Origin of the sequence: Brachybacterium sp. AOP42-C2-15 (assembly GCF_052377065.1) — a bacterium.
Lineage (GTDB): Bacteria > Actinomycetota > Actinomycetes > Actinomycetales > Dermabacteraceae > Brachybacterium.
Window position 1 is genome coordinate 1 of record NZ_JBQSWK010000022.1, and the last position, 24,832, is coordinate 24,832.

General features: G+C 70.5%; 19 protein-coding genes and 1 pseudogene. 12 read left to right on the top strand and 8 right to left on the bottom strand.

The window, feature by feature from the left end:
* A pseudogene (locus tag ACT3SQ_RS12465) lies at nt 1–407 on the top strand (hypothetical protein); the annotation flags it as partial.
* A gap of 149 nt (nt 408–556) precedes the next feature.
* Here the strand turns inward: ACT3SQ_RS12465 and ACT3SQ_RS12470 are convergent.
* Nucleotides 557–4,024 carry a bifunctional proline dehydrogenase/L-glutamate gamma-semialdehyde dehydrogenase gene (locus ACT3SQ_RS12470; RefSeq protein WP_444592139.1) on the bottom strand — a complete coding sequence of 1,156 codons (3,468 nt, stop codon included), beginning with the start codon at nt 4,022–4,024 and terminating at the stop codon, nt 557–559.
* Between the two features lie 264 nt (nt 4,025–4,288).
* On the opposite strand from ACT3SQ_RS12470, the gene ACT3SQ_RS12475 reads away from it, so the two are divergent.
* Complete coding sequence (locus tag ACT3SQ_RS12475; protein ID WP_444592138.1) at nt 4,289–4,657, top strand: hypothetical protein; 369 nt, start codon at nt 4,289–4,291, stop codon at nt 4,655–4,657.
* Between the two features lie 43 nt (nt 4,658–4,700).
* Here the strand turns inward: ACT3SQ_RS12475 and ACT3SQ_RS12480 are convergent, their stop codons facing one another.
* Together ACT3SQ_RS12480 and ACT3SQ_RS12485 are read right to left on the bottom strand one after the other, a co-directional pair.
* Entirely contained in the window at nt 4,701–5,309 is a 609-nt protein-coding gene (locus tag ACT3SQ_RS12480; protein ID WP_444592137.1) for a thymidine kinase, read from the bottom strand.
* A 28-nt stretch (nt 5,310–5,337) separates the two neighbouring features.
* Nucleotides 5,338–6,570 (bottom strand): GNAT family N-acetyltransferase, encoded by a 1,233-nt coding sequence (locus tag ACT3SQ_RS12485; RefSeq protein WP_444601175.1) that lies wholly within the window; start codon nt 6,568–6,570, stop codon nt 5,338–5,340.
* A gap of 66 nt (nt 6,571–6,636) precedes the next feature.
* Here ACT3SQ_RS12485 and ACT3SQ_RS12490 point away from each other — a divergent pair, with 66 nt between their 5' ends.
* From ACT3SQ_RS12490 to ACT3SQ_RS12510, 5 genes are all read left to right on the top strand, one after another.
* Nucleotides 6,637–7,611, top strand: coding sequence for a sugar phosphate isomerase/epimerase family protein (locus tag ACT3SQ_RS12490; protein ID WP_444501904.1), 975 nt, complete (start codon nt 6,637–6,639; stop codon nt 7,609–7,611).
* 77 nt (nt 7,612–7,688) lie between these two features.
* Entirely contained in the window at nt 7,689–8,720 is a 1,032-nt protein-coding gene (locus ACT3SQ_RS12495) for a 3-oxoacyl-ACP synthase III (protein ID WP_444501903.1), read from the top strand.
* Nucleotides 8,721–8,773: 53 nt separating this feature from the next.
* The gene (locus tag ACT3SQ_RS12500; protein ID WP_444601180.1) at nt 8,774–11,407 is read left to right on the top strand and encodes an alpha/beta fold hydrolase; all 2,634 of its coding nucleotides are present in this window, start codon (nt 8,774–8,776) and stop codon (nt 11,405–11,407) included.
* The gene (locus ACT3SQ_RS12505; protein ID WP_444501902.1) at nt 11,404–12,396 is read left to right on the top strand and encodes an NAD-dependent epimerase/dehydratase family protein; all 993 of its coding nucleotides are present in this window, start codon (nt 11,404–11,406) and stop codon (nt 12,394–12,396) included. Before ACT3SQ_RS12500 ends, ACT3SQ_RS12505 begins: the two co-directional genes overlap by 4 nt.
* Nucleotides 12,397–12,467: 71 nt before the next feature.
* Nucleotides 12,468–13,172 (top strand): vitamin K epoxide reductase family protein, encoded by a 705-nt coding sequence (locus ACT3SQ_RS12510; protein WP_444601176.1) that lies wholly within the window; start codon nt 12,468–12,470, stop codon nt 13,170–13,172.
* Between the two features lie 85 nt (nt 13,173–13,257).
* Here ACT3SQ_RS12510 and ACT3SQ_RS12515 read toward each other — a convergent pair whose 3' ends face one another.
* From ACT3SQ_RS12515 to ACT3SQ_RS12525, 3 genes are all read right to left on the bottom strand, one after another.
* Nucleotides 13,258–14,577 (bottom strand): TRAP transporter large permease, encoded by a 1,320-nt coding sequence (locus ACT3SQ_RS12515; protein WP_442332486.1) that lies wholly within the window; start codon nt 14,575–14,577, stop codon nt 13,258–13,260.
* Nucleotides 14,578–14,579: 2 nt separating this feature from the next.
* Entirely contained in the window at nt 14,580–15,224 is a 645-nt protein-coding gene (locus ACT3SQ_RS12520) for a TRAP transporter small permease (protein WP_442332487.1), read from the bottom strand.
* 69 nt (nt 15,225–15,293) lie between these two features.
* Nucleotides 15,294–16,349, bottom strand: a complete 1,056-nt coding sequence (locus tag ACT3SQ_RS12525) for a TRAP transporter substrate-binding protein (RefSeq protein ID WP_442332488.1) — start codon at nt 16,347–16,349, stop codon at nt 15,294–15,296.
* A gap of 343 nt (nt 16,350–16,692) precedes the next feature.
* Here ACT3SQ_RS12525 and ACT3SQ_RS12530 point away from each other — a divergent pair, with 343 nt between their 5' ends.
* The 3 genes from ACT3SQ_RS12530 to holA are packed head-to-tail and all read left to right on the top strand — an operon-like array spanning nt 16,693 to nt 20,900.
* Entirely contained in the window at nt 16,693–17,517 is an 825-nt protein-coding gene (locus tag ACT3SQ_RS12530) for a helix-hairpin-helix domain-containing protein (RefSeq protein WP_442332489.1), read from the top strand.
* Nucleotides 17,514–19,877: a ComEC/Rec2 family competence protein gene (locus ACT3SQ_RS12535; RefSeq protein WP_442332490.1), complete on the top strand. Its 2,364-nt coding sequence runs from the start codon at nt 17,514–17,516 to the stop codon at nt 19,875–19,877. Before ACT3SQ_RS12530 ends, ACT3SQ_RS12535 begins: the two co-directional genes overlap by 4 nt.
* A 36-nt stretch (nt 19,878–19,913) precedes the next feature.
* Complete coding sequence (holA, locus tag ACT3SQ_RS12540; protein WP_442332491.1) at nt 19,914–20,900, top strand: DNA polymerase III subunit delta; 987 nt, start codon at nt 19,914–19,916, stop codon at nt 20,898–20,900.
* 94 nt (nt 20,901–20,994) lie between these two features.
* Here the strand turns inward: holA and rpsT are convergent, their stop codons facing one another.
* Together rpsT and ACT3SQ_RS12550 are read right to left on the bottom strand one after the other, a co-directional pair.
* Nucleotides 20,995–21,261, bottom strand: coding sequence for a 30S ribosomal protein S20 (rpsT, locus tag ACT3SQ_RS12545; RefSeq protein WP_444501901.1), 267 nt, complete (start codon nt 21,259–21,261; stop codon nt 20,995–20,997).
* Nucleotides 21,262–21,531: 270 nt separating this feature from the next.
* Complete coding sequence (locus ACT3SQ_RS12550) at nt 21,532–22,164, bottom strand: type II toxin-antitoxin system PemK/MazF family toxin (protein WP_442332493.1); 633 nt, start codon at nt 22,162–22,164, stop codon at nt 21,532–21,534.
* Nucleotides 22,165–22,228: 64 nt separating this feature from the next.
* On the opposite strand from ACT3SQ_RS12550, the gene ACT3SQ_RS12555 reads away from it, so the two are divergent.
* Entirely contained in the window at nt 22,229–23,887 is a 1,659-nt protein-coding gene (locus ACT3SQ_RS12555) for a circularly permuted type 2 ATP-grasp protein (RefSeq protein ID WP_442332753.1), read from the top strand.
* Nucleotides 23,874–24,791 carry an alpha-E domain-containing protein gene (locus ACT3SQ_RS12560; protein WP_442332754.1) on the top strand — a complete coding sequence of 306 codons (918 nt, stop codon included), beginning with the start codon at nt 23,874–23,876 and terminating at the stop codon, nt 24,789–24,791. The genes ACT3SQ_RS12555 and ACT3SQ_RS12560 overlap by 14 nt, the downstream gene beginning before the upstream one ends.
* The last annotated feature ends 41 nt before the right edge of the window (nt 24,792–24,832 follow it).

Here is a 24,832-nt window from a genome sequence, read left to right on the forward strand (position 1 = left end):
TCCACGGAAGGGGTGCCCGCAGGCTCCAGGCGGCGGTAGCGCAGGTGCGTCGCGACAGCGATTCGCCCGCCGAGACCACGCTGCGGCTCGCCCTGGTCAGGGCCGGGCTCCCGGAACCGCTGGCGAATGTGCGCCCGGTCGGTGGAGTCGACAGGCTCGGGGCCGGGATCGATCTCGGCCAGCCCGATCTGCACTGGCCGACGTGGCGGGTCGCGCTCGAGCACGACGGGCCCACTCATCTCACTCCGGAGCAGCAGGCGAAGGACATCGCCAGGGGCGAGCGGCGGGCCCGGGCAGGATGGGTCGAGGTGCGCACCACGGCTGAGGATCTTCAGTACGGCTGTCGCAAGGCCGTGGACCGTGTCCGCGACGCCTTGCTTCGGCAGGGCTGGACGGCGTCGGCGTGACCACGGCGAAGCACCGAGATCGACGTACGGAGCAGGATGCTTGTTGCAATCTGTACCGAACGTCGATCTCGACGCGAGCCGGGGCCGGAGGGGGCCGAATCGGCGCGAGACGACGCGAGCCGGGTGCGAGCTGCGTGCTGGGTCGGGGCTCAGTCCCGGCCGCGGGCCCAGCCCTGGCCGCCGGTGAGATCCAGCGGGTGGGGGAGCGGATTGCCGTAGCGGTGATCCGTGGCGCTGATCGCCTGCTCGTGCAGGAACGGGAGCAACTCGATCCGTCCGCTGGAGACCACCACTCCGGTGAACAGTGCCACCTCGATGTGCTCCGCGATCGCCCGGCGCAGCGCCGCGTCGGGCTCGCCGATCAGACGGATGCGGGACTGGGTGAGGGCGGGGATGCGACCTGCGAAGGCGACGCTGTCCTCGAGCGTGACCGCGGTACCCGCCGCTTCGGCGACGGAGACCAGCTCATGGTCCGCGACGGAGACCTCCACCTCGGCGCCGACGGTCGCTGCGGCATGCAGCACCCGCTCGAGCTCCTGCGGGGCTGCGCCGGAGGCGGCGCGGATCAGCACCGGGAGCGGCAGGTAGCGCAGCACGTTGATCTCCCCGTGCAGCTCCTGCACGTCGCGGGGAGCGAAAGTGCTCGAGAAGTGCTCGCGGTCGCTGTGTCGTGCCGAGGCCAGCCAGGTCTCTGGGTCGGACAGCGCGTCGGAGGTGGCGGGGGCGTCGGCCCAGTCCATCAGGTGGACCAGATAGTTCGGCCCGCCCGCCTTCGCGGTCTGGCCGATGGCCGAGCGCTTCCAGCCGCCGAAGGGCTGCCGTTCCACGATCGCCCCGGTGATACCCCGGTTCACGTAGAGGTTCCCGGCCTCGACGTGCTCCGTCCACCAGGCGACCTCGGCGGGCTCGAGCGAATGGAGCCCGGCGGTGAGCCCGAAGGCGGTGCCGTTCTGGATCCGCACCGCCTCCTCGAGGGACTCGGCGTGGATGACCCCGAGCACCGGTCCGAAGTATTCGGTGAGGTGGAAGGCGGAGCCCTCCTCGACACCGGTGCGCACGCCCGGGGAGAACAGGGTGCCGGAGTCATCCAGCTGGCGGGGTCGGGAGAGCCAGGCCTCACCGTCCGCGAGCTCGGTCAGCCCCGAGCGGAGCTTCTCACCGGGGGCCTCGACCACGGGGCCCATCTGTGCGGTCGGGTCGGTGGGCCGGCCCACGTGCAGGCTCAGCACCGCGTCGGCGAGCTGTGCGGTGAAGCGCCGCGAGGTGGTCACGGATCCTACGGTGATCACCAGGGAAGCGGCGGAGCACTTCTGGCCGGCGTGGCCGAAGGCGCTGGCTGCGACATCGCGGGCTGCCAGGTCGAGATCCGCCTGCGGGCTGACGATGATCGAGTTCTTGCCGCTGGTCTCGGCGAGGATCCGCAGCTCGGGCCGCCAGGAGGCGAACAGTGTGGCGGTGTCTGAGGCACCGGTGAGGATCAGCTGATCGATCCGCGGGTCCGAGATCAGCGCTCGGCCCACCTCGTCCTCCGGCACATCGACCAGGGTGAAGACGTCCTGGGGGACACCGGCCTCGTGGAGAAGCCTGCCTATCAGTGCGCCGCAGCGACGAGCCTGCGGAGCGGGCTTCATGATCACGCTGCTGCCGGTCACGAGTGCGGCGAGAGCGCCGCCGGTGGGGATCGCGACCGGGAAGTTCCAGGGCGGGGTGACCAGTGTCAGCGGCCGGGCCGTGGCCTGCAGATCGCCCTGCCGGGCGAGCTGCTCGGCCTGTTCGGCGTAATAGAGCGCGAAGTCGATCGCTTCGCTGACCTCCGGATCGCCCTGCTCGAGGGTCTTGCCGGTCTCCGCCGCCATCACCTCGAGCAGCTCGGCCCGATGCGCAGCGAGGGTGCCCGCCACTCGGCGCAGGATCCCGGCGCGCTTCTCCACTCCCAGACCCACCCAGGAAGGCTGTGCGGTCAGGGCGCGGGAGATGGTCGACGTGACGGCCTCCACGGTGGTGAGTCGCGCGGCGCGGGCTTCCTCGTCGCCGATCTCAGAGCCGCGGATGCGATGGGTGAGCTGCGCGGCCCACTGCTGGTTCGCGGGGGTCGAGAGGTCGGTGTCGGGGGTATTGCGGAAGGCGCCGGGCACCGCCGGCAGGCCGGGGGAGCCCAGCTGCAGCACGCCCCGACCCCCCACGACCTCGGCGATGCGGTCCTGGTCCCGATGGGTGGGCAGGGAGGTCTCCCGCAGCGCCCGCTCCAGGGCGCCGGTGAACCGCTGCCGCTCCCGCTCGAAGAGCTCCTCGGAGGTGTCCAGCTCGAACGCGGCGGACAGGAAGTTCTGCGAGGAGGCATTCTCCTCGAGACGGCGCACCAGGTAAGAGACGGCGACGTCGAAGTGGCGCGGGTGCACGATCGGCACGTACAGACGCATCGTGCCGGTGGCCTCGCGCACCACGGCCTGCTGCCCAGGGGCCATCCCGGCGAGCATCTCGAACTCCACGCCGTGGCCGGGACCGGCACCGATGTCTCGCTCGCGCATCAGCAGGTGCGCGAAGGCGACGTCGAAGAGGTTGTGGCCGGCGATGCCCAGGTGGACCGCGTCCAGTCGGCTGGGGTGCAGCGCCTCGAGCAGCATCCGCTTGTACTGCGCGTCGGTCTCCTCCTTCGACAGCAGCGGCGCCTGCCTCCAGCCGTGCACCGAAGCCTCGACCTGCTCCATCGCCAGGTTCGCGCCCTTGACCAGGCGCACCTTGATCGGAGCACCCCCGGCCGCCACCCGCCGCTCGGCGAAGCGCCGCACCCGGGCCATCGCGGAGGGCGCATCGGGCAGGTAGGCCTGCAGCACGATGCCCGCGTGGAGGTGCTCGAGCTCGGGACGGTCCAGGAGCTTCTCGAAGACCTGCAGGGTCAGCTCGAGATCCCGGTACTCCTCCATGTCCATGTTCAGGAAGGTGGGCTGCTCCCGGCGGGCGGCATCGAGGTAGAGGGGAAGCAGTGTCTCGACCGTGTGGTCTACCGTCTCGGCGGTGGCCCAGAGCGGCAGATGGTCCACGAGCGAGGAGACCTTGATCGAGACGTAGTCGATGTCCGGGCGGGCCACCAGCTCACGGAGCCCCTGCATCCGGCGGGAGGCCTCCTGCGCGCCGAGCACCGCTTCGCCGAGCAGATTGATGTTGAGCTCGGTGCCGTCGGCGGTGAGGCGTGCGATCGAGGCTCCCAGCTGGCGGGGGCGGGCATCGAGGATGAGGTGGCCGACCATGCGACGCATCGCGGCCTGAGCGGTGGGCACCACCACGCTCGGAGCGAGGGAGGAGGCGACGCCGCCGAGCCCCAGCACCCGGCGCAGCGGCGCCGGCAGGAAGGCCGGCGGGTCCTGGGCGAGGCGGCGGAGCTCCACGGCTGCGGCGCGCGGATCCTCGGGCCGGATCACGCGATCGACGAAGGCGAGGGTGAAATCCAGCCCTTTCGGGTCTCTCAGCAGATCGGAGAGCATCCTCGCGGGCCCCGGCACCGGGCGGAGCGCTGCCGCATGCACCCAGCTGTGGACCTGCGCGGCGACCTCCTCCACGGTCAACGAGGTGGTGGGGGAGTCGTCGAGCGGGGACTGCGAGGTGGGTACGGGGGACAACGAAGTCTCCTTCTCGTTACTGATCAACGCGGCATTGCGATCCTCTGATCGTAAGTCCTCGCCGAGCCTACGGGAGGGGCCGCGGAGACTCGGAGGTGGAGGTTCTGTGACCGAAAGGGAACCGAAGTGGGACGAGCGCGTCAGGCCTGAGGACAGGCCCGCTCACGGAGCTGCAATGGACCGCTCGGTCGGTGAAGTCCTTTCCCGACGCGCCTCCTGTGGCACGATGCGTGGCACAGACACCGGACGATGCTGGAGGCAGTGATGAAGAAGTTCATTTTCCTGGCCGGACTCGCGATCGGCTTCGTGGTCGGATCCCGTGCAGGTCGCGGACCCTATGAGTCGCTCGAGCGCACCGCACGGCAGGTGGCCGACGATCCCGAGGTCCAGCGACGTGCCGCGCAGGCGAAGGACACCGCGAACAGGGTCGCCCATGACACCGCCGACGCAGTCAAGGAGAAGGCCCCCGAGGTCGCCTCGAACGTCCAGGGTGCGGTGGCCGACGCGGCCGGCAGCGCCAAGGAGCGGATCGGCAGCGCTCGTGAGGATCACAAGAGCGGCGACGAGAGCTCCACCAGCCCCCATGCCGGTGGCGACGCCGAGGTGGGCGAGGACAAGCCGCTCAGCTCCTGAACAGTTCAGCTCCCGAGCAGCGCAGCTCCCGAACGCGCCGGTGTCACCCCAGGACGGTGACGCCGGCGCGTTCCTGCTCCTGCATGAAGCAGGGCCCGCACAGCGACATATAGGTCACCTCCGCACCGTCGATCGCCACCTGCTCCCCTTCGAAGACGAAGCGGCCGTCGACCATGCGGCAGTTGAACTCGGCCTGCGAACCGCAGCGGCACATCGTGGGCAGCTTCTCGATGTTGTCGGCGAGCTCGAAGAGCCGGCTCGCACCGGGGAACATCGCGGTGCGGAAGTCAGCGCGCAGCCCGTAGCAGATCACCGAGATCCCATCCTGCTTGGCGATCTTGAAAAGATCTCCGATCTGCGAGGGCTCGAGGAACTGCGCCTCGTCCACCAGCACGCAGTGCAGCGGGCGCAGCCCGCGCTCGTCGGCCGTCGCATGGACCCGGGCGCGCACATCGTCACCGGCGGCGGCGAGCACATCGACCAGGCGCCTGGCACCGCCGCGGGCCACCACCCAGTCCTCGCCCTTGGTGTCCAGCGCGGGCTTCACGGTGAGCGTGGCCAGCCCGCGCTCGTCGTAGTTGTACGCGGTCTTGATCAGTGTGTCGGACTTGCCGGAGTTCATCGCTCCGTACTTGAAATGCAGCTTGGCCATGCGGGTGCTCCGGAGTTCGAGGTCGGGATCAGAAGGCGTCCATGACGCTCGGCCGCGGACCGGCCAGCAGAGCATCCAGGAAGGTCTCGGCGGCCGGGTCGGCCGCTGCGGTGAGGTCGAGGCGACGGGCATCGGCGAGGGAACGCCCGCCCATCAGCAGCAAGGAGGCGGCATGGATGTCGAGGCGGACGGTGCCGAGGACCTCCGGCACCCTGGCACTCTCCGGCTCCGCCGCGATCGTGCCGCTGTCCGCGGAGACCAGGAAGGTGCCGGCGGCGCGGCAGGTGCCTGCAGGGACAGTCCCGTCCTCGACGACCAGGCGGATGCGGCCGCTCAGCTGCTCCGGTGCGCGGCGGGCGCGGAGGGTCGCGGCGGTGTCGATCACCCGCATCATCACCAGCGGCACCGGTTCCGGGCTGGGGCGGGTCCCGGCGCCGGGGAGCACATCGAGCACGGGGTCCTCGGTGCGCACCCGCAGCCGGACCAGCTCCGTGACCGTGGACCAGGAGCCCAGGGATCGCAGCAGGGCCAGCCGATCGGAACGGGTGCGGCCCATCAGCTCGTGCACGTCGAGGCCGACGCCGCGGGGGTCCTGGCCGTGCCGGGTCCAGGACAGGTAGCCGTGATTGGTGCCGAACTCGTCCTGGAGCAGCAGCGCGGACCAGCCCGCACCGGGCAGGCCCTCGGCGAACAGGGGAGGCTCTCGGCGGAGCATCGCGTTGTCGCCCGCGCTCAGGCGGTGGTAGAGCTCCCGCAGGCGGGGCATCGTGGCCGCCGTGACCGGGACCAGGCGCCGGTCCGGCACGGCGGGGATCCGCTGCAGCTCCACCAGCGGCACGATCAGCGACTGGCCCCGCGCGACCACCTGGTAGCCGTACCGGCGGTAGATCGCGGGATGCGAGGGATAGAGCATCGAGACCGGGAGGCTCTCCGCATCGCAGCGCGCGATCACCGCGGTGAGCAGCGTCCTGAACAGCCCGTCGCCGCGGTGGGCGGGGTGGACGACGAGACCGGCGATGCCGCCGCAGCCCACCAGGCCTCCGCCGAGAGTGATCTGGTCATGGCGGATCCGGGCGCCTGCGGCGAGGACCCCGTCCAGACCGCCCGGCAGCCCGGACGCATCGATGCCGAGCGCGGTCTCACCAAGGGAGAAGTCCTGCGGAGCGGCCGCGGAGGAGGGATCGTAGGACCCTCCGAAGGCACCGGAGCTCATCGTCTTGTAGGTGACGAAGTCCTGGGCGGTGAGATCTCGAACAGGCATGCTGAGGAGTCTAGGCGCGCCCGCTGTTGCATACTGACGAGGCCCGCTCAGCCCCGAGGAGATGCCGTGAGTCCACGCCGTGACCGTCCGTCGACGGACGCTTCGTCGGGCACTGCCCGAAAGCCCTACACCCGGCCCAGCACCGCCCAGCGCACCGCCCGCGAGAAGCTGTCCAAGCGGCTGTCGGCCGGCGATCCCCGCAGCGACCAGGATCCGCAGCGCCGGATCCCGGTGGGTCTGTCCACCTCCTCGGTCTTCCCCGCCGGGGTCGAGGAGGCGTTCCGGCTCGCGCACGAGATCGGGTACGACGGGATGGAGGTGATGGTCTCCTACCCCAAGGACAGCCAGGACCCGAAGCTCCTGCGCGAGTACTCCGAGCGGTTCGAGCTGCCGATCCTCTCCCTCCATGCGCCCACCCTGTTCCTCCTGCAGGGCCTGTGGGGTCGGGACGCCTGGGTCAAGATCGAGCGCACGATCGAGATCGCGAAGGAGCTCGAGGTGCCCACGATCGTGGCGCACCCGCCCTTCCGCTGGCAGGGCAGGTACGCGCGAGGATTCGTCGAGGGCGTCGCCGCGCTCGAAGAGGAGCACGGGATCGCGATCGCGGTGGAGAACATGTACCCCTGGCGGCTCGGGGTGCGGGAGCTGCTGAACTATCTGCCCGACCACGACCCCACCGACGAGGACTACGCCCACGTCACCGTCGACCTCTCGCATGCCGCGACCGCCGGCGATGACGCGCTGGAGATGATCGAGCGGCTCGGGGACCGGCTCACCCATCTGCATCTCGCCGACGGCTCCGGGAACTCGACGAAGGATGAGCACCTGCCCCCGGGCGAGGGGAACCAGCCCTGCGCCGAGGTGCTGCGCCGCCTGGCCAACCGCGGCTGGGAGGGGTCGGTGCTGCTCGAGGTCACCACCAGCAGCAAGCCCGAGATCCGCGAGCGCACCCTGCGACAGAGCCTCGCCTTCGCACGCCACCACCTGGGGCACCTGCTCGAGGACGGGGACGAGGGCGACGTGGGATCGGCCACCCCTTGAGCGTCTCCTCAGGCATGGGTGGAAGAATGACGCGATCCGGCCACGACACACACAGACTGACGAGGTAGCGCACGCTGATGGGGAACGGGAACACAGGGATCGTCCACAGGAACACCAGCCTGCTCGCGATCGAGATGAGCCTTCCGCAGGTCACAGTCACCTCGGATGAGATCGACGAGATGCTCACGCCGGCACGCAAGCGCCTGCGTCTGCCCAAGGGCGTGCTGCAGCGGGTCGCCGGGGTCTATGAGCGCCGCTGGTGGCGCGACACCCAGAACGGCTGGAAGCAGGGCGTGGTGCTCGCCGCCGAGCGCGCCATGGCCAAGGCCGGCATCATGCGCGACCAGGTGGGGCTGCTGATCAACGCCTCCGTCTCCCGCCAGCACCTCGAGCCCGCGGTCTCCACCGGGATCCACCACTCGCTGGGCATGCCTCCCGGCTGCATGAACTTCGACATCACCAACGCCTGCCTGGGCTTCGTCAACGCGATGACGATGGCCTCGGCCATGATCGATTCCGGGCAGATCAAGTACGCCCTGGTCGTGGGCGCGGAGGACGTCGAGGAGGTGCAGCGCGGGACCGTGGAGCGACTGAACTCGAAGACCTCCACCCGCGCGGACTTCAACAACCAGTTCGCCTCGCTGACCCTGGGATCGGGCGCCGCCGCCGCTGTCCTCGGACCGTCCGACGAACACCCGGAGGGCCACCGCCTGAAGCACACCCAGGCCCGCGCCGGGACCGAGCATCACGAGCTGTGCGTGGCGGACATGCACGACATGCGCACGGACTCCGCCGGCCTGCTCGAGAACGGCATCCAGCTCATCCTGGACACCTGGAAGGGCGCCAATGAGGCGGGGCACGATTTCAAGAACCTCGATCTCGTGATCCCCCATCAGGTCTCCACGGTGTACATCCGGAACTTCTCGAAGATCACCGGAGTGGGAATGGACCGCATCCCGATGACTCTCGGGGATTGGGGCAACGTCGCCGCCGAAGCGGTGCCGATGACTCTCGCGCACGTCCAGAACGACATCCAGCGCGGGCAGCGGGTGCTGCTGATGGGGGTCGGCTCAGGTCTGAACACGGCGATGATGGAGGTCGAGTGGTGAACACCGCCCGCAGCACGGGGCGCCGACGCGCGTCCACTGAGGAGATTCCGGCGATGCCCGGGGTCGATCCCCGGCTCAGCCGCACCCTCCAGGTGCGCGACCACTCGGGCGAGCAGCGTCGCTGGCACCTGCTGGACTCCGGCCCGCTGCTGGCCGAGCGCGGGATCACGCCGCGCGGCACGCTGCTGGCCGTCCATGGCAACCCCACCTACTCCTTCCTGTTCCGTTCGCTGGTGCGCGCGGACATCCCCTGGCGCCTGATCGCGGTCGACCAGCTGGAGATGGGATGGTCCGAGCGGACCGGCCTGAAGCGTCGCTATCAGGACCGCATCACGGACCTGTCCCTGCTCACCGACGCGCTGTCGCTGCGCGGCCCGGTGGTGACCGTCGGCCATGACTGGGGCGGCCTGATCTCCGCCGGGTGGGCGCTGGACAACCGCCACGACGTGATCGGGATGATCCTCACCAACACCGGTGTCCACCAGAAGCTCGAGGAGGCGCTCCCCAAGGCGCTGCAGCTCGCGACCGCGCCGTGGTTCCGCACCCCGTCGACCTCGGTGACCGACACCTTCCTGCGCACCACCCTGGCGCTGTCCAAGCCGGCGCTGCCGCGCGAGGTGCAGGACGCCTACCTCGCCCCGTATCGCGGCCGCACGCGCCGTCTCGGGATCGACCAGTTCGTCGCCGACATCCCGGCCGCCGAACACCACCCCTCCCGGCCCACCCTCGAGCGGGTCGCCGCCGGGATCCAGGAGCTGAAGGTCCCCACCCTGTTCGCCTGGGGGCCGAAGGACATCACCTTCAACGACCGCTTCCTACGCGACCTCATCCAGCGGGTCCCGCACGCTGATGTGCACCGCTTCGAGAAGGCCTCCCACCTGGTGTGGGAGGACGCAGACGTCGCCGGACTGGTCGCGGAGTGGCTCGAGACCACCTTCGGCACCGCCGAGGAGCCCCGCACCGAGGCACCCGCCTGGCGCGCCGTCTCCTCCTACGCCGAGGCCGCCCCCGAGCGGCACATCGGCGCACCCATCGCCGAGCTCGCCGGCGACCCCCGCCACGCCCACCGCCCCGCCGTGGTGGAGCTGGGCGGCGAGGACGGCGAGACCCGGGAGATCTCCTGGTCCCTGCTGAACCGCAGGGTCGACGACATCGCCGCCGGCCTGCTCGGCCACGGGGTGCGCCCCGGGGACCGGGTGAGCCTGCTGATCACCCCCGGCGCAGATCTGACGGGCGTGCTCTACGCCTGCTTCCGCATCGGCGCCGTCGCCGTGGTGGCCGACGCCGGGCTGGGCCTGCCCGGTCTCACCCGAGCCACGATCGGCTCCCATCCCGACTGGTTCATCGGCATCAAGAAGGCGCTCGTCGGCGCCCGCGCCCTGGGCTGGCCCGGTCGCCGGCTCTCCGTCGAGCAGCTGCCCACCGTGGACCGGGTAGCTCTCGGCGTGGAGACCTCGATCGCCGAGCTCGCCCGCTCCGGCTCGCTGCAGCGTGAGCTCGGTGCCCCGCTGGACGCCGCCTGGCCGTCACCGGACGCGGACGCCGCGATCCTGTTCACCTCCGGCTCCACCGGCCCCGCCAAGGGCGCGGTGCTCACCCACCGTCAGCTCGGAGCGATGTTCGCCGCAGTGGGGGACACCCTGGACCTGGCCCCCGAGCGCGGCCTGGTCGCCGGTTTCGCGACCTTCGCGCTGCTGGGCCCGGCGCTCGGTGCGCCGACGGTGGTGCCGGACATGGACATCACCCGTCCCGGCGAGCTGACCGCACCGGCGCTGGCCGCGGCGATCGACGCCCTCGGCGAGCCGGCTGTGTTCACGGCCCCGGCCGCGCTGCGGAACATCCTGGGCACCGCCGACCAGCTCGACGAGAACGGCCGTGCTGCGATGGCCCGCGCCGCGAGCTTCTTCTCCGCCGGCGCCCCTATCCCTGCGCACCTGCTGCGCGAGCTGCGCGACCTGATGCCGAATGCGCGCGCGCTGACGCCCTACGGCATGACGGAGATCCTCGCGGTGGCCGCGATCGACCTCGAGGGCATCGAGGCGGCAGGTGAAGGCGCAGGAGTCTGCGTCGGCCGCCCCGTGCCACGGGTCGAGATCGCGATCGCTGTGATGGACGAGCTGGGACGCACCACCGGGGAGGTCACCACGGAGCCCGGCGCGACCGGTGAGATTCTGGTCCGTGGCCCGCATGTGCGGGACCGCTACCTGATGCTCTGGCGCACCACCCACACCTCGATGCGTTTCACCGGCTGGCACGCCACCGGCGATGTCGGCCACCTCGACGCCGAAGGGCGGCTGTGGGTCGAGGGCCGCGCGGATCATGTGCTGGCCACGGCCGACGGCCTGTTCACCCCGGTCCAGGTCGAGGATGCCGCGGAGACGGTGCCGACGGTGCGCCGCGCGGGCGCCGCCGTCGTGGGCCCCCGCGGCACCCAGCAGGTGGTGGTGATCCTCGAGACCGAGGACGGCTACCGTCCCGGCAAGGCCGGCCGCCCCCACCCCGCGGAGCCGTCCTTGCAGGAGGCTGTGCGCCGCGCGGTGCGGGAGCGCTCCGGCGTCGAGGTGGTGGCGGTGTTCACCACCCGCGCGCTGCCGACGGACATCCGCCACAACTCGAAGATCGACCGTGCGGCCCTGTCCCGCTGGTCCGAGCAGACCCTGCAGGGCGAGAAGGCGGACGCTCTGTGAGCGCCCCCACGATCCTGGTCACCGGCGCCTCCGGGATGCTGGGCGGCGCGGTCGCGACCGCGCTGCGGGATCGCGGCGCCACCGTGCGCGCCTTCCAGCGCCGCCCTGCCGGGATCGACGGCGTCGAGGACGTGCGCGGCTCCCTCACCGAGGCGGAGGACGTGCGCCGTGCGGTCAGCGGCGCCGACGCGGTGATCCACCTCGCCGCGAAGGTGTCCATCTCCGGCCCGGAGAGCGAGTACCGCGCGATCAACATCGAGGGCACCCGCCATGTGGTCGACGCCCTGCGCGCGAACGGTGGGGGAGCACTGGTGAACGTGTCCTCGCCGTCGGTCGCGCATCTGGGCCGCGCGATCGTGGGCCTCGATGCGACCCTCGCAGACCCGACCCGCGCCCGCGGCAGCTACGCCCGCACCAAGGCCGCCGCCGAGCTACTGGCGATGGAGGCCGACGGGGCCGACGGGCTGCTGGTCACCTCGATCCGCCCCCACATCGTGTGGGGACCGGGGGACACGCAGCTGGTGGGCCGCATCGTGGACCGGGCCCGCAGAGGCCGGCTGCCGCTGCTGGACCAGGGCATGGCCCTGATCGACACCACCTATGTCACCAACGCCGCCGAGGCGATCGTCGCCGCGCACGACCGGATCCAGGACGTGCACGGGGAGAGCTTCGTGGTCTCCAACGGCGAGCCCCGCACCGTGCGCGATGTGTTCGCCGGCTGGTGCGAGGCCGCCGGCGTCCCGGCCCCGACCCTCAAGGTCCCCGGCTCCGCCGCCCGCTTCGCCGGTCGGGTGATCGAACGGATCTGGGAGAAGCGACCCGGATATGACGAACCGCCGATGACCGAGTTCCTCGCCGAGCAGATGTCCACCGCGCACTGGTTCGACCAGCGCCGCACCCGCGAGCGTCTGCAGTGGACGCCACGGGTGAGCATGGACGAGGGCAACGAGCATCTCGCCGCCTGGTTCCGTGAGCACCCGGTCACCTGAGAACCCGTTGATCGCCTGAGATTCCCCGATCTGAAGACCTGATCCCTCGCACGGAAGAGCACGGTCCTGCCATGAACGATGAGCCCGCCCTGGACCCCGCAGACCCCGCAGACCCCGCTGCTGACGGCGCCGACGACGCGGCGCTGCTGGCCGAGATCGATGCGGAGCTGGCCGCGGAGCGCTCCTCGAAGAGCCGAGCCGGACAGCGGCTCACCGGCCTGGTGCTGCTGATCGGTGCGCTGGTGGGATGGATCGCCTCGCTCGAGCTGCAGGTCGGCAAGGAGTTCCTGCTCGCGAACCCCGGCGGCAGCCTGTCCTGCGACGTGAACCCCTTCATCTCCTGCGGCAACGTGATGATGACCTGGCAGTCCTCGGCGCTGGGGATCCCCAACATGGCGATCGGGCTGGGCGGCTTCACGATCATGGGCGCGATCGGTGCGCTGATGGCCTCCGGAACCGTGCTGCCCACCTGGTTCCGCTGGGCCCGCCTGGGCGGGATGACCTTCGCCTTCGGGTACGTGCACTTCCTGGCGATCTCCGCGATCTTCCTGATCAAGGCGCTGTGCCCCTGGTGCATGGTGATCTGGACGGTCACGGCACCGATGTTCTTCGCAACCCTCGCCCGCACCATCGAGAGCGGTGACCTGCGACTGCCGACGCCGCTCGCGAACGCGCTGCGCCACTGGGTGGTGGCGACCCTGCTGTGGTACCTGCTGGTGATCATCGTGATCGCGCTCGTGTTCCGCCAGCAATGGCTGACGATGCTGGGCATCTGAGGGACAGCTCCCGCCGGAAACGCAACGATCCCCGCAGCCCCTGGTGACAGGGTCTGCGGGGATCGTCGTCCCGGGGCAGAGCGGGTCACAGCATCCCGAGCACTCCCGGGATGGCCAGCGAGAGCTGGGGCACGAACACCACCAGGAACAGGCCGGCGATCACCGCGAGCAGGAACGGGATCAGACGGGCGATGACCGGTTCGATCTTCAGACCGGCGATCCTTGCCCCGACGAACAGGACATTGCCCACCGGGGGCGTGATCACGCCGACGCTGAAGGCGTAGACCACCATGGTGCCGAAGTGGATCGGGCTGATGCCCAGATCGGAGACCATCGGCAGGAAGATCGGCACGAAGATCAGGATCGCCGGGGTGGGATCCATGAAGGTGCCGACCGCCAGCAGGATCACCATGACGATGATCAGGATGAGCGTCGGGTCCGAGGTGACGCCCAGGATCAGATCGGCGATCAGGTCCGGGATCCGCGCGAACGCCATCACGAAGGACAGCGCGGAGGACACGCCCACCAGCAGCATCACGATCGAGGTGGTGCGGCCCGCCTCGACCAGGATCTTCGGCAGGTCCTTCACCTTCAGGGTGCGGTAGATCAGGCCCAGGACCAGGCAGTAGACGACGGCGATGGCCGCGGACTCGGTCGCGGTGAAGAAGCCCGAGAGGATGCCGCCGATGACGATCACGATCATCAGCAGCGAGGGGACCGCCCGCCACAGGGTCTTCAGCGCGAGCGCCGGGGTCAGCGTGATGGCCGCGGCGGTGTTCTGCCCGGTGCGGAAGCGCTTGTGGGTCGCTGCCACCACCAGCATCACCGCGATGGCCCAGATGATGCCCGGCCCGATGCCGGCCATGAACAGCGCCGCGATCGAGGTGGAGGACACCAGCGAGTACACGATGAAGGTGTTCGAGGGCGGAATCAGCATGCCGGCCGGGGCGGAGGCGACGTTGACCGCTGCGCTCCAGGGCTTGGAGTAGCCCTCCTTCTCCAACCGGGGCCCCATCACGGAACCGACGGCGGCGGCCGAGGCGACCGCGGCACCGGAGACGGCGCCGAACATCGCGTTGGAGACCACGTTGGTGTGCACCAGCCCGCCGGGCAGCTTGCCGACCACCACGCGGGCGGCGTCGACCAGGCGTCCGGCGATGCCGCCCTGGTTCATGAGGCCGCCGGCGAGGATGAAGAACGGTATCGCCAGCAGCGTGAAGCTGTTGATGCCGGTGAACACCTCGGAGGCCGTGTTCATCGTCGTGGTGGTGGGATCGTTGCCCAGCAGCACGAAGATCGCGAGGAACGAGGTCACACCGATCACGACGGCGATCGGGACACCGAGGGCGATGCCGATGATGATGCCGATCAGCAGGATGAGTCCTGCGACTGCGGTGACGTCCATGATCAGCGCTCCTTCGAGTCGTTGTCGCGCGGGGTGCCGGCACTGTCATCGGTGCCGGCGCTGTCCTCGGGGTCCGAGGTGCGCTCGCGCTCGGCGAGCGGCGAGTCCTCGACGGCATCCTCGAGGCCGGCGATCACCGGGACCTCCTCCTCGGTGCGCGCGACGGCGCTGGTCAGCGGGCCGGTGCCGCGCAGGTCCTCGACGATGTGGAGCACTGCGATGAGCGAGATGATCACGCCGGTGATCGGGAGGACGAGGTAGGCCTGGCCGATGGTGCCCGGCAGCGCCGTGAGCTGCTGGGACCAGGTGTTCTGCGCGGCGAGGACGCCGCCGTACACCAGGATGGCGAGGGCGAAGAAGAGGATCACCAGCTGGATCAGGACTGCCACGCCCATGCGGACGGGGCGAGGCAGGCGCTCGACGACGAAGGTGACCGCGATGTGGCCGCGCTCGGAGAACACCAATGCGGCGCCGACGAGCGAGGTCCAGACGAAGACGTACTTCGCGAGCTCCTCGGTCCAGGCGGCGGGGCTCTGGATCACCTCACGGGTGAACACCTGCCACACGACCGCGAGGACCATGATGGTGAAGAGGAGCGCCGTGGCGACCCTCAGGGACCGGTTCAATCCCCTGTTGAGCAGTTGCATCTGTTTTCCCTTCTGCACGGCAGGAGGCCGGGCCTGGCGGCCCGGCCTGCTGCGTGGAGGTGTGGCTGGTCAGCCCTGGGCTCCGCGGACCGCGTCCCACAGGGCGGTCTGGGACTCGGAGGTGAGGAACTCCTCGGGCAGGGCGGAGAGCGCCTCCGCGAAGGCGGCGGTGTCGACCTCGTTGAAGGTGGCGCCGCCCTCTTCCGCATCGGCGATCGCCTGCTCGGTCTGCTCGATCCAGAGCCCGGTGTGCTCCTCGACGGCCGCGGCCCAGCCCTCGTCGAAGGCGGTGCGGTCCTCCTCGGACATCGAGTTGAGGGTGTCGGTGTTGATGATCAGGTAGTCGGTGCCGACCAGGTGACGGGTGAAGGAGAAGTACGGCGCGACCTCGAAGTGGGCCTGCGTGAAGTACGAGATCTCGTTGTTCTCCGCCGCGTCGATGACGCCGGAGTTCAGGCCGGTGTACACCTCGCCGTAGGCGAGCGGGGTGCCCGTCGCGCCGAGCGCGGCGGCCATCGCCAGGTGCAGGTCCGACTCCTGGACGCGCATCTTCTGACCGCTCAGATCGGCCGGGGTGTTGATCGGGCCGACGGTGCTGTAGGCGCTGCGCTCGCCCTGGGTGAACCCGCCGATGACGGTGATGTTCTGGGACTCCTCGAGGGAGGCGAACAGGTCGCCGACGATCGCGGGGTCCTGCAGGATCTGCATCTGCTTCTCGATGCTGTCGAACGCGCCGGGCATGTTCAGGGTGAGGAAGTCGGGGTTGAGGTTCTCCAGCTGCGTGCCGGAGACGATCGACATCTCCACCGAGCCGTTGGAGGCCATCTGCAGCGTCTCCTGCTGCGCGCCCAGGGTCTCGTTGGGGAAGACGTCGATGCCCCAGGCGCCGCCGGTGGACTCCTCGAGGGCTGCGCCGAAGTTCTCGAGCGCGATGAACGAGGGGTGGGTCTCGGTCTGGTTCAGGGCCAGGCGCATCACCGTGCCGGAGCCGCCGCCGGCATCGGAGGCACCTGACCCGCTGCCACCGCCGCAGGCGGCGAGCGTCGCGGCGATACCGGCGAGCCCGGTGGCTCCGAGCAGGGTGCGGCGGTTCAGGGAGCGAGGGGTGAAGGATCGAAATGTCATGGGACTACCTCTCATCATCGAGTCGGGCAGAGCACCGGAGGACGCATCGTCCGGGGTGCCGACGTCGTTATCGGATACTCCTGATCCTGTGCTCGATGTCTTTCTGGCGCTCGCTGTTGCCTCGGGTTGCTCCCCTGTTTCCAATCCGTGACCTCACTGTTTCACCTTTTCGCACCACGTGCTCACATCTGTGGCGAACTGTCCAGAGGCTCAGGAGGGTGATCTTCGTCCACCGCGAAGCGCCGGGCGCTGCGGCGGTGACCGTTCCTCCCCAGTGCCCGGTCGTCCCCAGTGCGGGACCTGTCGTGCCCCTGCAGGGAGCGTCCCGCCTAGGTTCGCGGGCATGGGAGCACACACCGGATCCGACGGGCCGACGCAGCGCCGCGCCGGGACGCACCGCCGCACCGGTCAGGCGCTGATCGAGCGCCGCGACCACATCGCCGAGACGTCGCGTCGCCGGCTCTCGATGCCCGCACCGTCCCCCTCGGCGCTGGTGGGGATCGCGGTCCTGGTGCTGATCGGGGTCGGCGTCATCCACCTCTCCGGATCGGGTTCTGCGGTGCCGCTCGAGGCGGAGCCGACTGCGCTGGTGCAGCCGGAGGAGGCCGAGGGAGGAACGACCGGCGGTGACGGTCCGTCCTCAGCGCAGGCGGAGCACACCCCGGGTGACGCTCCCGCCGCCGTCGCCGGGGAACCCCCTGCCGCGGGGTCCGAGCTCGTGGTGCATGTCTCCGGGGCGGTGGCCGCGCCCGGGGTGGTGCATCTGTCCGCGGGGGCGAGGGTCGACGATGCGCTGCAGGCCGCCGGCGGGCCCACCGACGATGCCGATCTGTCCGCCGTGAATCTCGCCCGGCCGGTGGGTGATGGCGAGCAGATCCATCTGCCGGTGCCGGGGGAGGAACCTCGCGCAGCAGAACCGGGAGGGGCGGGTCCCGGATCCTCCGAGGCAGGGGAGGCACCCGCTGCGGGCTCCACGGGGGTGATCAATCTGAACACGGCGAGCGCTGGGGAGCTCGAGGAGCTGCCGGGGGTGGGGCCCGCGATCGCCCAGCGAATCGTCGAGCATCGGGAGAAGAACGGGACCTTCACCAGCGTCGACGGTCTGCTCGAGGTCTCCGGGATCGGCCCGTCCACCCTGGAGAAGGTCCGCGACCGGGCCACCATATGACCCGGGCCGATCTGCGGCTGCTCCCCGCCGCCACCTGCGTCTGGGCCCTCGCGGTGCTCGGCGTGACCGTCGGCACCGCGGCCGCCGTCGCCGGGTGCGCCGTACTGGTGGCACTGGGGCTGACCGTGATCACGGTGAGCGGCGGCACCCGCACCGCGAGTGGGATCTTCGCCCATCTGGGCATCGTGGTGCTGGCCGGGGTGCTACTGTTCCCGGCCCTCCAGCGCCATGGCACCACGGACGAGCTGTTCGAGGAGGCCGCCGCCCAGGGATTGATCGTGGAGCTGACCGTGGTCGCCGCTGCGGACCCCGCCACCCCCGCCAGCGGCCCGGAATGGTCCCGAGACGGATTGCAGATGCGATCACGGACCGTCCGCGGCCCCGCCCGCATCGGGCGTGAGGAGGCAGCTCTGCCCGCGTCCCTGCCGCTGCTGGTGCGCGCCGCCGGCGAGGGGGAGAAGGGCATGGCGCGGGTACGGGACGGCGATGCTGCACAGCTGCGTGGCACCGTCACGATCAGCGGGTCCCTGGTGATCCTGCGTGCCACCGACGTGACGGCGGTGCCGGTCCCGGGAATGACCGGCCGGGCGCAGTCCGCCCGTCACTCCTTGCGGGAGCTGGCGCGGGAGGCCACTTCGCATCTCCCGGCCGACGAGGCCGCGCTGGTGCGCGGTATGACCACCGGTGACACCAGCGGCATGAGCGAGCGCACCGAGGAGATCATGCGCCGGGCCGGTATCTCCCACCTGGTCGCGGTCTCCGGGGCGAATATCGCCCTCGTGCTCGCCGCAGTGCTGATCCCGCTGCTGCTGGCCGGGGTGCGCCGCCGGCCCCGCCTGCTCGCCGGCGCCATCGTGATGGTCGGCTATGTGTGGCTGGTGGGGGACGAGCCCAGCGTCCAGCGGGCCGCGACCATGGCCGCCCCGCTGCTCGCCGCTCGCTTCGCCGGAGTCCGTGCCTCGCCGGTCGCGGCGCTCGCTCTCACCGTGGTCCTGTGGTCGGTCCTCGACCCCGTCACCGCCGCCTCCGTCGGCTTCCTGCTCTCCGCCCTCGCGACCGCCGCGATCCTGGTGGCCGCCCCGCCGCTGGCCACGGCCCTGTCAGAGCTCAGCGGGGATCGGCTGGGTCGCACCGCCGCGCTGGTGCTCGCGGTGCCGCTGGTCGCACAGCTCGCCTGCACCCCGCTGCTGATCCTGCTCACCCCGGAGATCTCGCTCTGGGCGGTGCCGGTGAACATGATCGTCGGCCCACTGGTGGGTCCGGCGACCGTTATGGGGCTGCTCGCCCTGGTGGTCGGGGTGCTCTGGCCGCCGGCGGCCGCGGTCCTGTATACCGCTGCAGCGGGTGGGGCGCACCTCGTGCTCCTGATCGCCAGTACCGCCGATGCGCTGCCCGGCTCGCGCATCGCCGTCCCCGACGGTGCCACCGGGGTGCTGCTGACGATCGCCGTGATCCTCGTGGCCGCGATCGCCCTGGCCGCCCGCCGCATCCCCCGGGTGCGTTGGGTGATGGCCGCACTGCTGGTCGTGGTCCTCGCCCCGGGGATCGGCCGGCTGCTGCCGTTCGGGACCGCCCCCGACTGGAGCCTTGCGATGTGCGCGGTGGGGCAGGGGGATGCGCTGCTGCTGCGTCCCCAGGCCACAGCCAGGGACGCACCCACGGTGCTCATCGACACCGGTCCCGACCCGGCCGCGCTGCGCCAGTGCCTGGACCGGCTGCGCGTGGAGCGGATCGACCTGCTGGTGCTCACCCATCCCCACCGCGACCACACCGGCGGCCGGGAGGCGCTCACCGGGCAGCGGACACCCGCCCAGCAATGGGTATGCCCGCTGCCGGACGCCGTCCGCGACGTGGTTCCCGGCGCCCCCGTGGTCGCGCCTTCCACCGGGGAGACCTGGCACCGACCCGGCCTGTTCCTGCGGGTGCTGTGGCCGGGTTCCGCCGAGGATGCGCTGCGGGCGAACGCCGCCGAGCAGGGATCAGGAGAGGGGGACGCGGCCAACGACTGCTCGCTCGCGATCGAGGTGATCTGGGCGGACGGCACCCGGCTGGTCGCACTCGGCGATCTGGAACCTGCGGCGCAGGCGGAGCTCGCCGCGCTCACCCCCGGTCCGGCGGAGATCGTCAAGGTCGCGCATCATGGATCTCGCTTCCAGCACGCCCCGCTGTACGAGCAGCTCGACCCTGGTCTCGCGCTCGTGCCGGTAGGACAGGAGAACAGCTTCGGGCACCCCACCGAGGAGCTCCTGACAATGCTGGACCAGCTCGATGCGCAGGTCCTGCGCACCGACGTCCATGGCACCGTGGTGCTGCCGGCCGATCGGCAGTCGCCGCCGCGCAGCGTCGGCCCGGCCCGATAGGATCGTCCAGTCCCTTCCCAGCAGTCAGGAGCCCCCGTGAGCGATGTCGAGTGGCACAGCGTCGCCCTCGCACCGATCGTGCTGATCCATGGCACCGAGACCCTGATCGCCGATCGTGCCGTCCAGCGGCTGCGCGGCCTGGCCCGCGAGGCGGATCCCTCGGTCGCGGTCCATGATCTCTCCGGTGACGCGCTCGGTCCGGGTGCCCTCACCCAGGTGACCAGCCCATCGCTGTTCGGCGAGCCCCGCTTCGTGGTCGTCCCCGAGCTGCAGGCCGCACCGGATGCTCTGGTCGCCGAGCTGCTCACCTATGTCACGACCCCGGAACAGGACGTCACCCTGGTGCTCGTCCACCGCGGCGGCAACCGCGGCAAGAAGCTGCTGGACACGCTCAAGAAGGCCGGGTTGCCGCGAGTGGATGCGAGCCCCGTCAAACGGGCGGGAGACAAGCAGACCTTCGTCGCCGCCGAGTTCGCCCGCGCCCAGCGCCGGATCCAGCCCGAGGCGCTGGTCGCCCTCGTGGACGCCTTCGGCACCGACCTCGCCGAGCTCGCCGCCATCAGCCACCAGCTCATCGAGGACACCACCGCCGACCCCGGCGAACAGGCCATCCAGGTGACCCTCGCGGAGGTGCACGCACTGACCGCCGGACGAGTGGAATCCACCGCCTTCGCCGTCGCCGATGCTGCGATCGCCGGCCGTGAGCAGGAAGCACTCCAGCTGCTTCAGCAGGCCCAGCTGGCCGGCGCCGACCCGGTACCGATCGTCGCCGCGATCGGGTCCAAGATGCGCTCCCTGGCCAAGGTCAGCACGCCCGGCGCCAGCGCCCGCACCCTGGGCATGCCGGATTGGATGCTCCGCAACCTCTCCCGCGAGGCGAGGAACTGGAACGACCGCTCCCTGGCCCGGGCCCTGGAAGCCATCGCCCGTGCGGATCATGAGGTCAAGGGTGCGGGACGCGACCCTCGCTGGTCCGTGCAGCGGATGGTGATGGGGATCTGCCGCGCCCGGCGCGCCGGCTGATCGGCGCATCCCGGAGACAGCGCACCCCGACGACGACGAGGCCCCGCACACCATCATGGTGCGCGGGGCCTCGTGGACTACGAGCGGGTGAAGCTCAGGCGCTCACCGCGGCGACCAGCTTCGCGAGACCGGACTTGCGGTTCGCGGCCTGGTTCTGGTGGATGACGCCCTTGGCGACGGCCTTGTCGAGCTTGCGCGAGGCGCTCTTGAGCGCCTCGCCGGCAACCTCGGCGTCACCGGTGGAGACGGCAGCCTTCACCTTGCGGGTGTAGGTGCGGAGCTCGGACTTGACGGCGCGATTGCGAAGGCGCGCCTTCTCGTTCGTCTTGTTCCGCTTGATCTGGGACTTGATGTTTGCCACGAAGACTCTTCTCTTGTGCTGCTGTGATGGATCTTCCGCGACGGCCGAGGATCGGTGCCGACAGGGACGGCGGTGGGGATTCGCCTGAGACGTCGGTACCGGGTCGCTGCCACGGGTACTCGCCCGGGTCGCATGAATCATCGCCCCTGACACGGCGGGACTATCCTGCGCACACCGAACGGTATGTCACACATACGGGGCAAGACTTTACCAGAGCAGTGCCCCCGGACGTACCCGGTGTGCGGCGTGTCTCTCCAGATTCCGGCTGGCTCAGCGCCAGCCATGGACCTCCCGCACCACGGCGGCGACGCGATCGTAGCGCGCACGGTCCAGCCGTCCGCCCTCACGGCGTGCAGCCCCTGGTGCCAGGCGCAGCAGTCGGTCAGCCCGCACCTCGGAGGCCCGCCCCTCCCGGTCCCACTCCCCGGCACCGATGTCGACCCAGGTCGAGCCGTGCTGATCGGTGGTGACCTCGCCATCGTCGGCGCGGTCGCGGGAGGTGAGCATGAGTGCCACCAGCACGTCGCCGGAGCCGTCGGACCCACCCGCGGCCGCCGCCTCCTCGGCGACGACCAGCACCGGACGGTCCTTGCCCTGAGCGAGGTCCTCCTCGTAGGGCACCCACGCCCACACCACCTCGCCCGGATCCGGATTGCCATCCTGGCGCGGGGCGTACTCGAGGGTGAGGGGTGTGGCTCCGCGGCGGTCGGCGAGCGCGAGGGCGCTGGCCGCGCCGGCGGCAGCACTTCCAGCCGCACTTCCAGGATCGTGCGCGCTCGTGCCGGGTCGGTGCTCCTGCACCGCCCGGATCGCCTGGTGGCTCAGCGAGCGGGCTCCTCGACGGACCGCGGGGCTGCGTGCTGCGGAGCGGAGGAGGGAGGTCAGTCGGGAGACCAGGGACATCAGGCTCTCGCTTCCTGGGCGGAGTGCGCCACAGACGGGGTGGGTCGGTGTGAGAATGGTAGGCATGTCTGCCTCCCCGCTGTTCCACAGTGCGCGGACCGGTTCCGGCGGCGATGAGATGTTCGCCCCCGACGGGACGGTCCGCCCCACCTATCAGGCGCTGCATGACGCTCTGTCCGGGCTCGGCACGGAAGAGTTCCGCTCCCGGTCCGACTCCCTGGCCCGCAGCTATCTCGACCAGGGCATCACCTTCGACTATGCGGGCGAGGAGCGTCCCTTCCCGATCGACGCGATCCCGCGAGTGGTCGCCGCCGAGGAGTGGACCCGGGTCTCGGCCGGGGTCGCCCAGCGGGTGCGTGCCCTCGAGCGCTTCCTCGATGACCTCTACAACGACCAGGCCGCGATCGCCGATGGGGTGATCCCCGCGGAGCTGGTCACCTCCTCCACCTACGTGGTCGAGGCGATGCGTGGCTACACACCGCCCAACGGCGTGCGGATCCACATCTCCGGGATCGACCTGGTGCGGGACGGAGCCGGCGACTTCCGGGTGCTCGAGGACAACGTGCGCACCCCCAGCGGTGTCAGCTACGTGCTCTCGAACCGGCGCGCGATGGCGCAGGGCTTCCCGGAGCTGTTCGCGCACCGGCCGGTGCGGCGGGTGGGCGAGTACCCGGGCAGGCTGCTCTCGGCGCTGCAGGCCGCCGCGCCGAACACCGCGGGGGAGGAGACCACCGTCGTGGTCCTGACCCCTGGCCGCTACAACAGCGCCTACTTCGAGCACTCCCTGCTGGCCCGCACCATGGGCGTGGATCTGGTCGAGGCGTCGGACCTGGTCGAACGGGGTGAGCGCATCTACATGCGCACCACCGCCGGACTGCGCCGCGTGGACGTGATCTACAAGCGCACCGACGACGACTTCCTGGACCCCGAGGTGTTCCGGCCCGACTCCGCGCTCGGAGTGCCGGGCCTGGTGCGCGCGATCCTCGCCGGCAACGTGGTGGTCGCCAACGCCATCGGCAACGGGATCGGCGACGACAAGCTCACCTACACCTATGTTCCCGACCTGATCCGCTACTACCTCTCCGAGGAGCCGATCCTGCCCAATGTCGACACCTGGCGGCTGGAGGAGCCCGACTCCCTGGCCGAGGTGCTCGACCGGCTCGACGAGCTGGTGGTCAAGCCGGTCGACGGCTCCGGAGGCAAGGGCATCGTGATCGGTCCCGCCGCCTCCCGCGAGGAGCTCGATGCGCTGCGGGAGCGGCTGCTCGCGGATCCGCGCGGCTGGATCGCCCAGCCCGTGGTCCAGCTCTCCACCATCCCCACCCTCGTCGAGGAGGGACCCGAGCCGCGTCACGTGGACCTGCGTCCCTTCGCTCTGAACAGCGGCGATGACGTCTGGGTGCTGCCCGGAGGGCTCACCCGGGTGGCCCTGCCGCGCGGTGAGATGATCGTGAACTCCTCCCGCGGCGGCGGGTCGAAGGACACCTGGGTGCTCGCCCCCGAGCGGACGACCGAAGGGTCTGCGCATCAGTCCCAGGCGCAGTCGCAGGCGCAGTCCCAGGAGTTCGAGGTGGAAGGGATCGAAGATCCGACGGATGACAGCTACGACGAGTTCGAGGACCCGCGTGAAGAGCAGATCGAGGAACGGGCACCCGAGCCCGACCCGGTGACCTCCGCGATCCCGATCATCGACGTCGAGGAGGCACCCCATGATGCTGAGTAGGATCGCCGACGCGATGTTCTGGATCGGCAGGTATGTCGAACGTGCGGACCAGACGGCCCGGATACTCGATGTGAAGCTGCAGTCGATCACCGAGGACACCCCGGAGGACTTCGCCGAGGCCTGCCGCGACGTCTACCAGATCTTCGGGCTCGAGCAGACCGACGAGTCCGACCACAGCGTGCAGCGGGTGCTGGACCGCCTGCTCACCGATCGAGGGAATCCGTCCTCGGTGGCCGGCGCGCTGCTGGCCGCCCGGGAGAACGCCCGGGGCGTGCGCGAGGTGCTCTCGACCGAGGTGTGGGAGTCGCTGAACACCACCACCCTGGGCCTGCCGCGCGGGGTGCGTCCCTCACGCATGCACGGCGCCTTCCAGTTCGCCAAGGACCGCTGTGCGGTGGTGAACGGACTGGTGGACTCCTCGATGACCCGTGACGAGGCATGGCTGTTCCTGCGGATCGGGCAGCTGCTCGAGCGGGTAGACATGCTGGCCCGCAACCTGCAGGATCACGACCTCGAGGATTCCTCGCCTGCCGCGACGGTGATGTTACTGCGCTCCTGCAGCGCGCACGAAGCCTATATCCGCTCCTACCGCGGGCGGGTCCGCGCCGCACGGGCGATCGAATTCCTGCTGCTGGACTCGATCTTCCCGCGCTCTGCGGTGCACTGCCTCGGGGAGATCGAGGAGGCGCTCGAGACCCTCGCGAAGCTGCACGGCAACAGCTTCGACCGGCTCGGCACCGCCGAGCCCGGCAGGCGGATCGTCGGCCGGGCGCTGGCGAGCCTGCGCTTCCGCTCCCTGGATGACATCGTCGAGAACTTCGACGAGGAGATGGAGCAGCTGCAGATGGTCACCGGCGCCGTCACGCGGGCGCTCGGCGCGACCTACTTCCATCCCGCGCACTGAGGCGGCGGGCAGCACGTCCCCTGTGACCTCTGTCCGGGAGC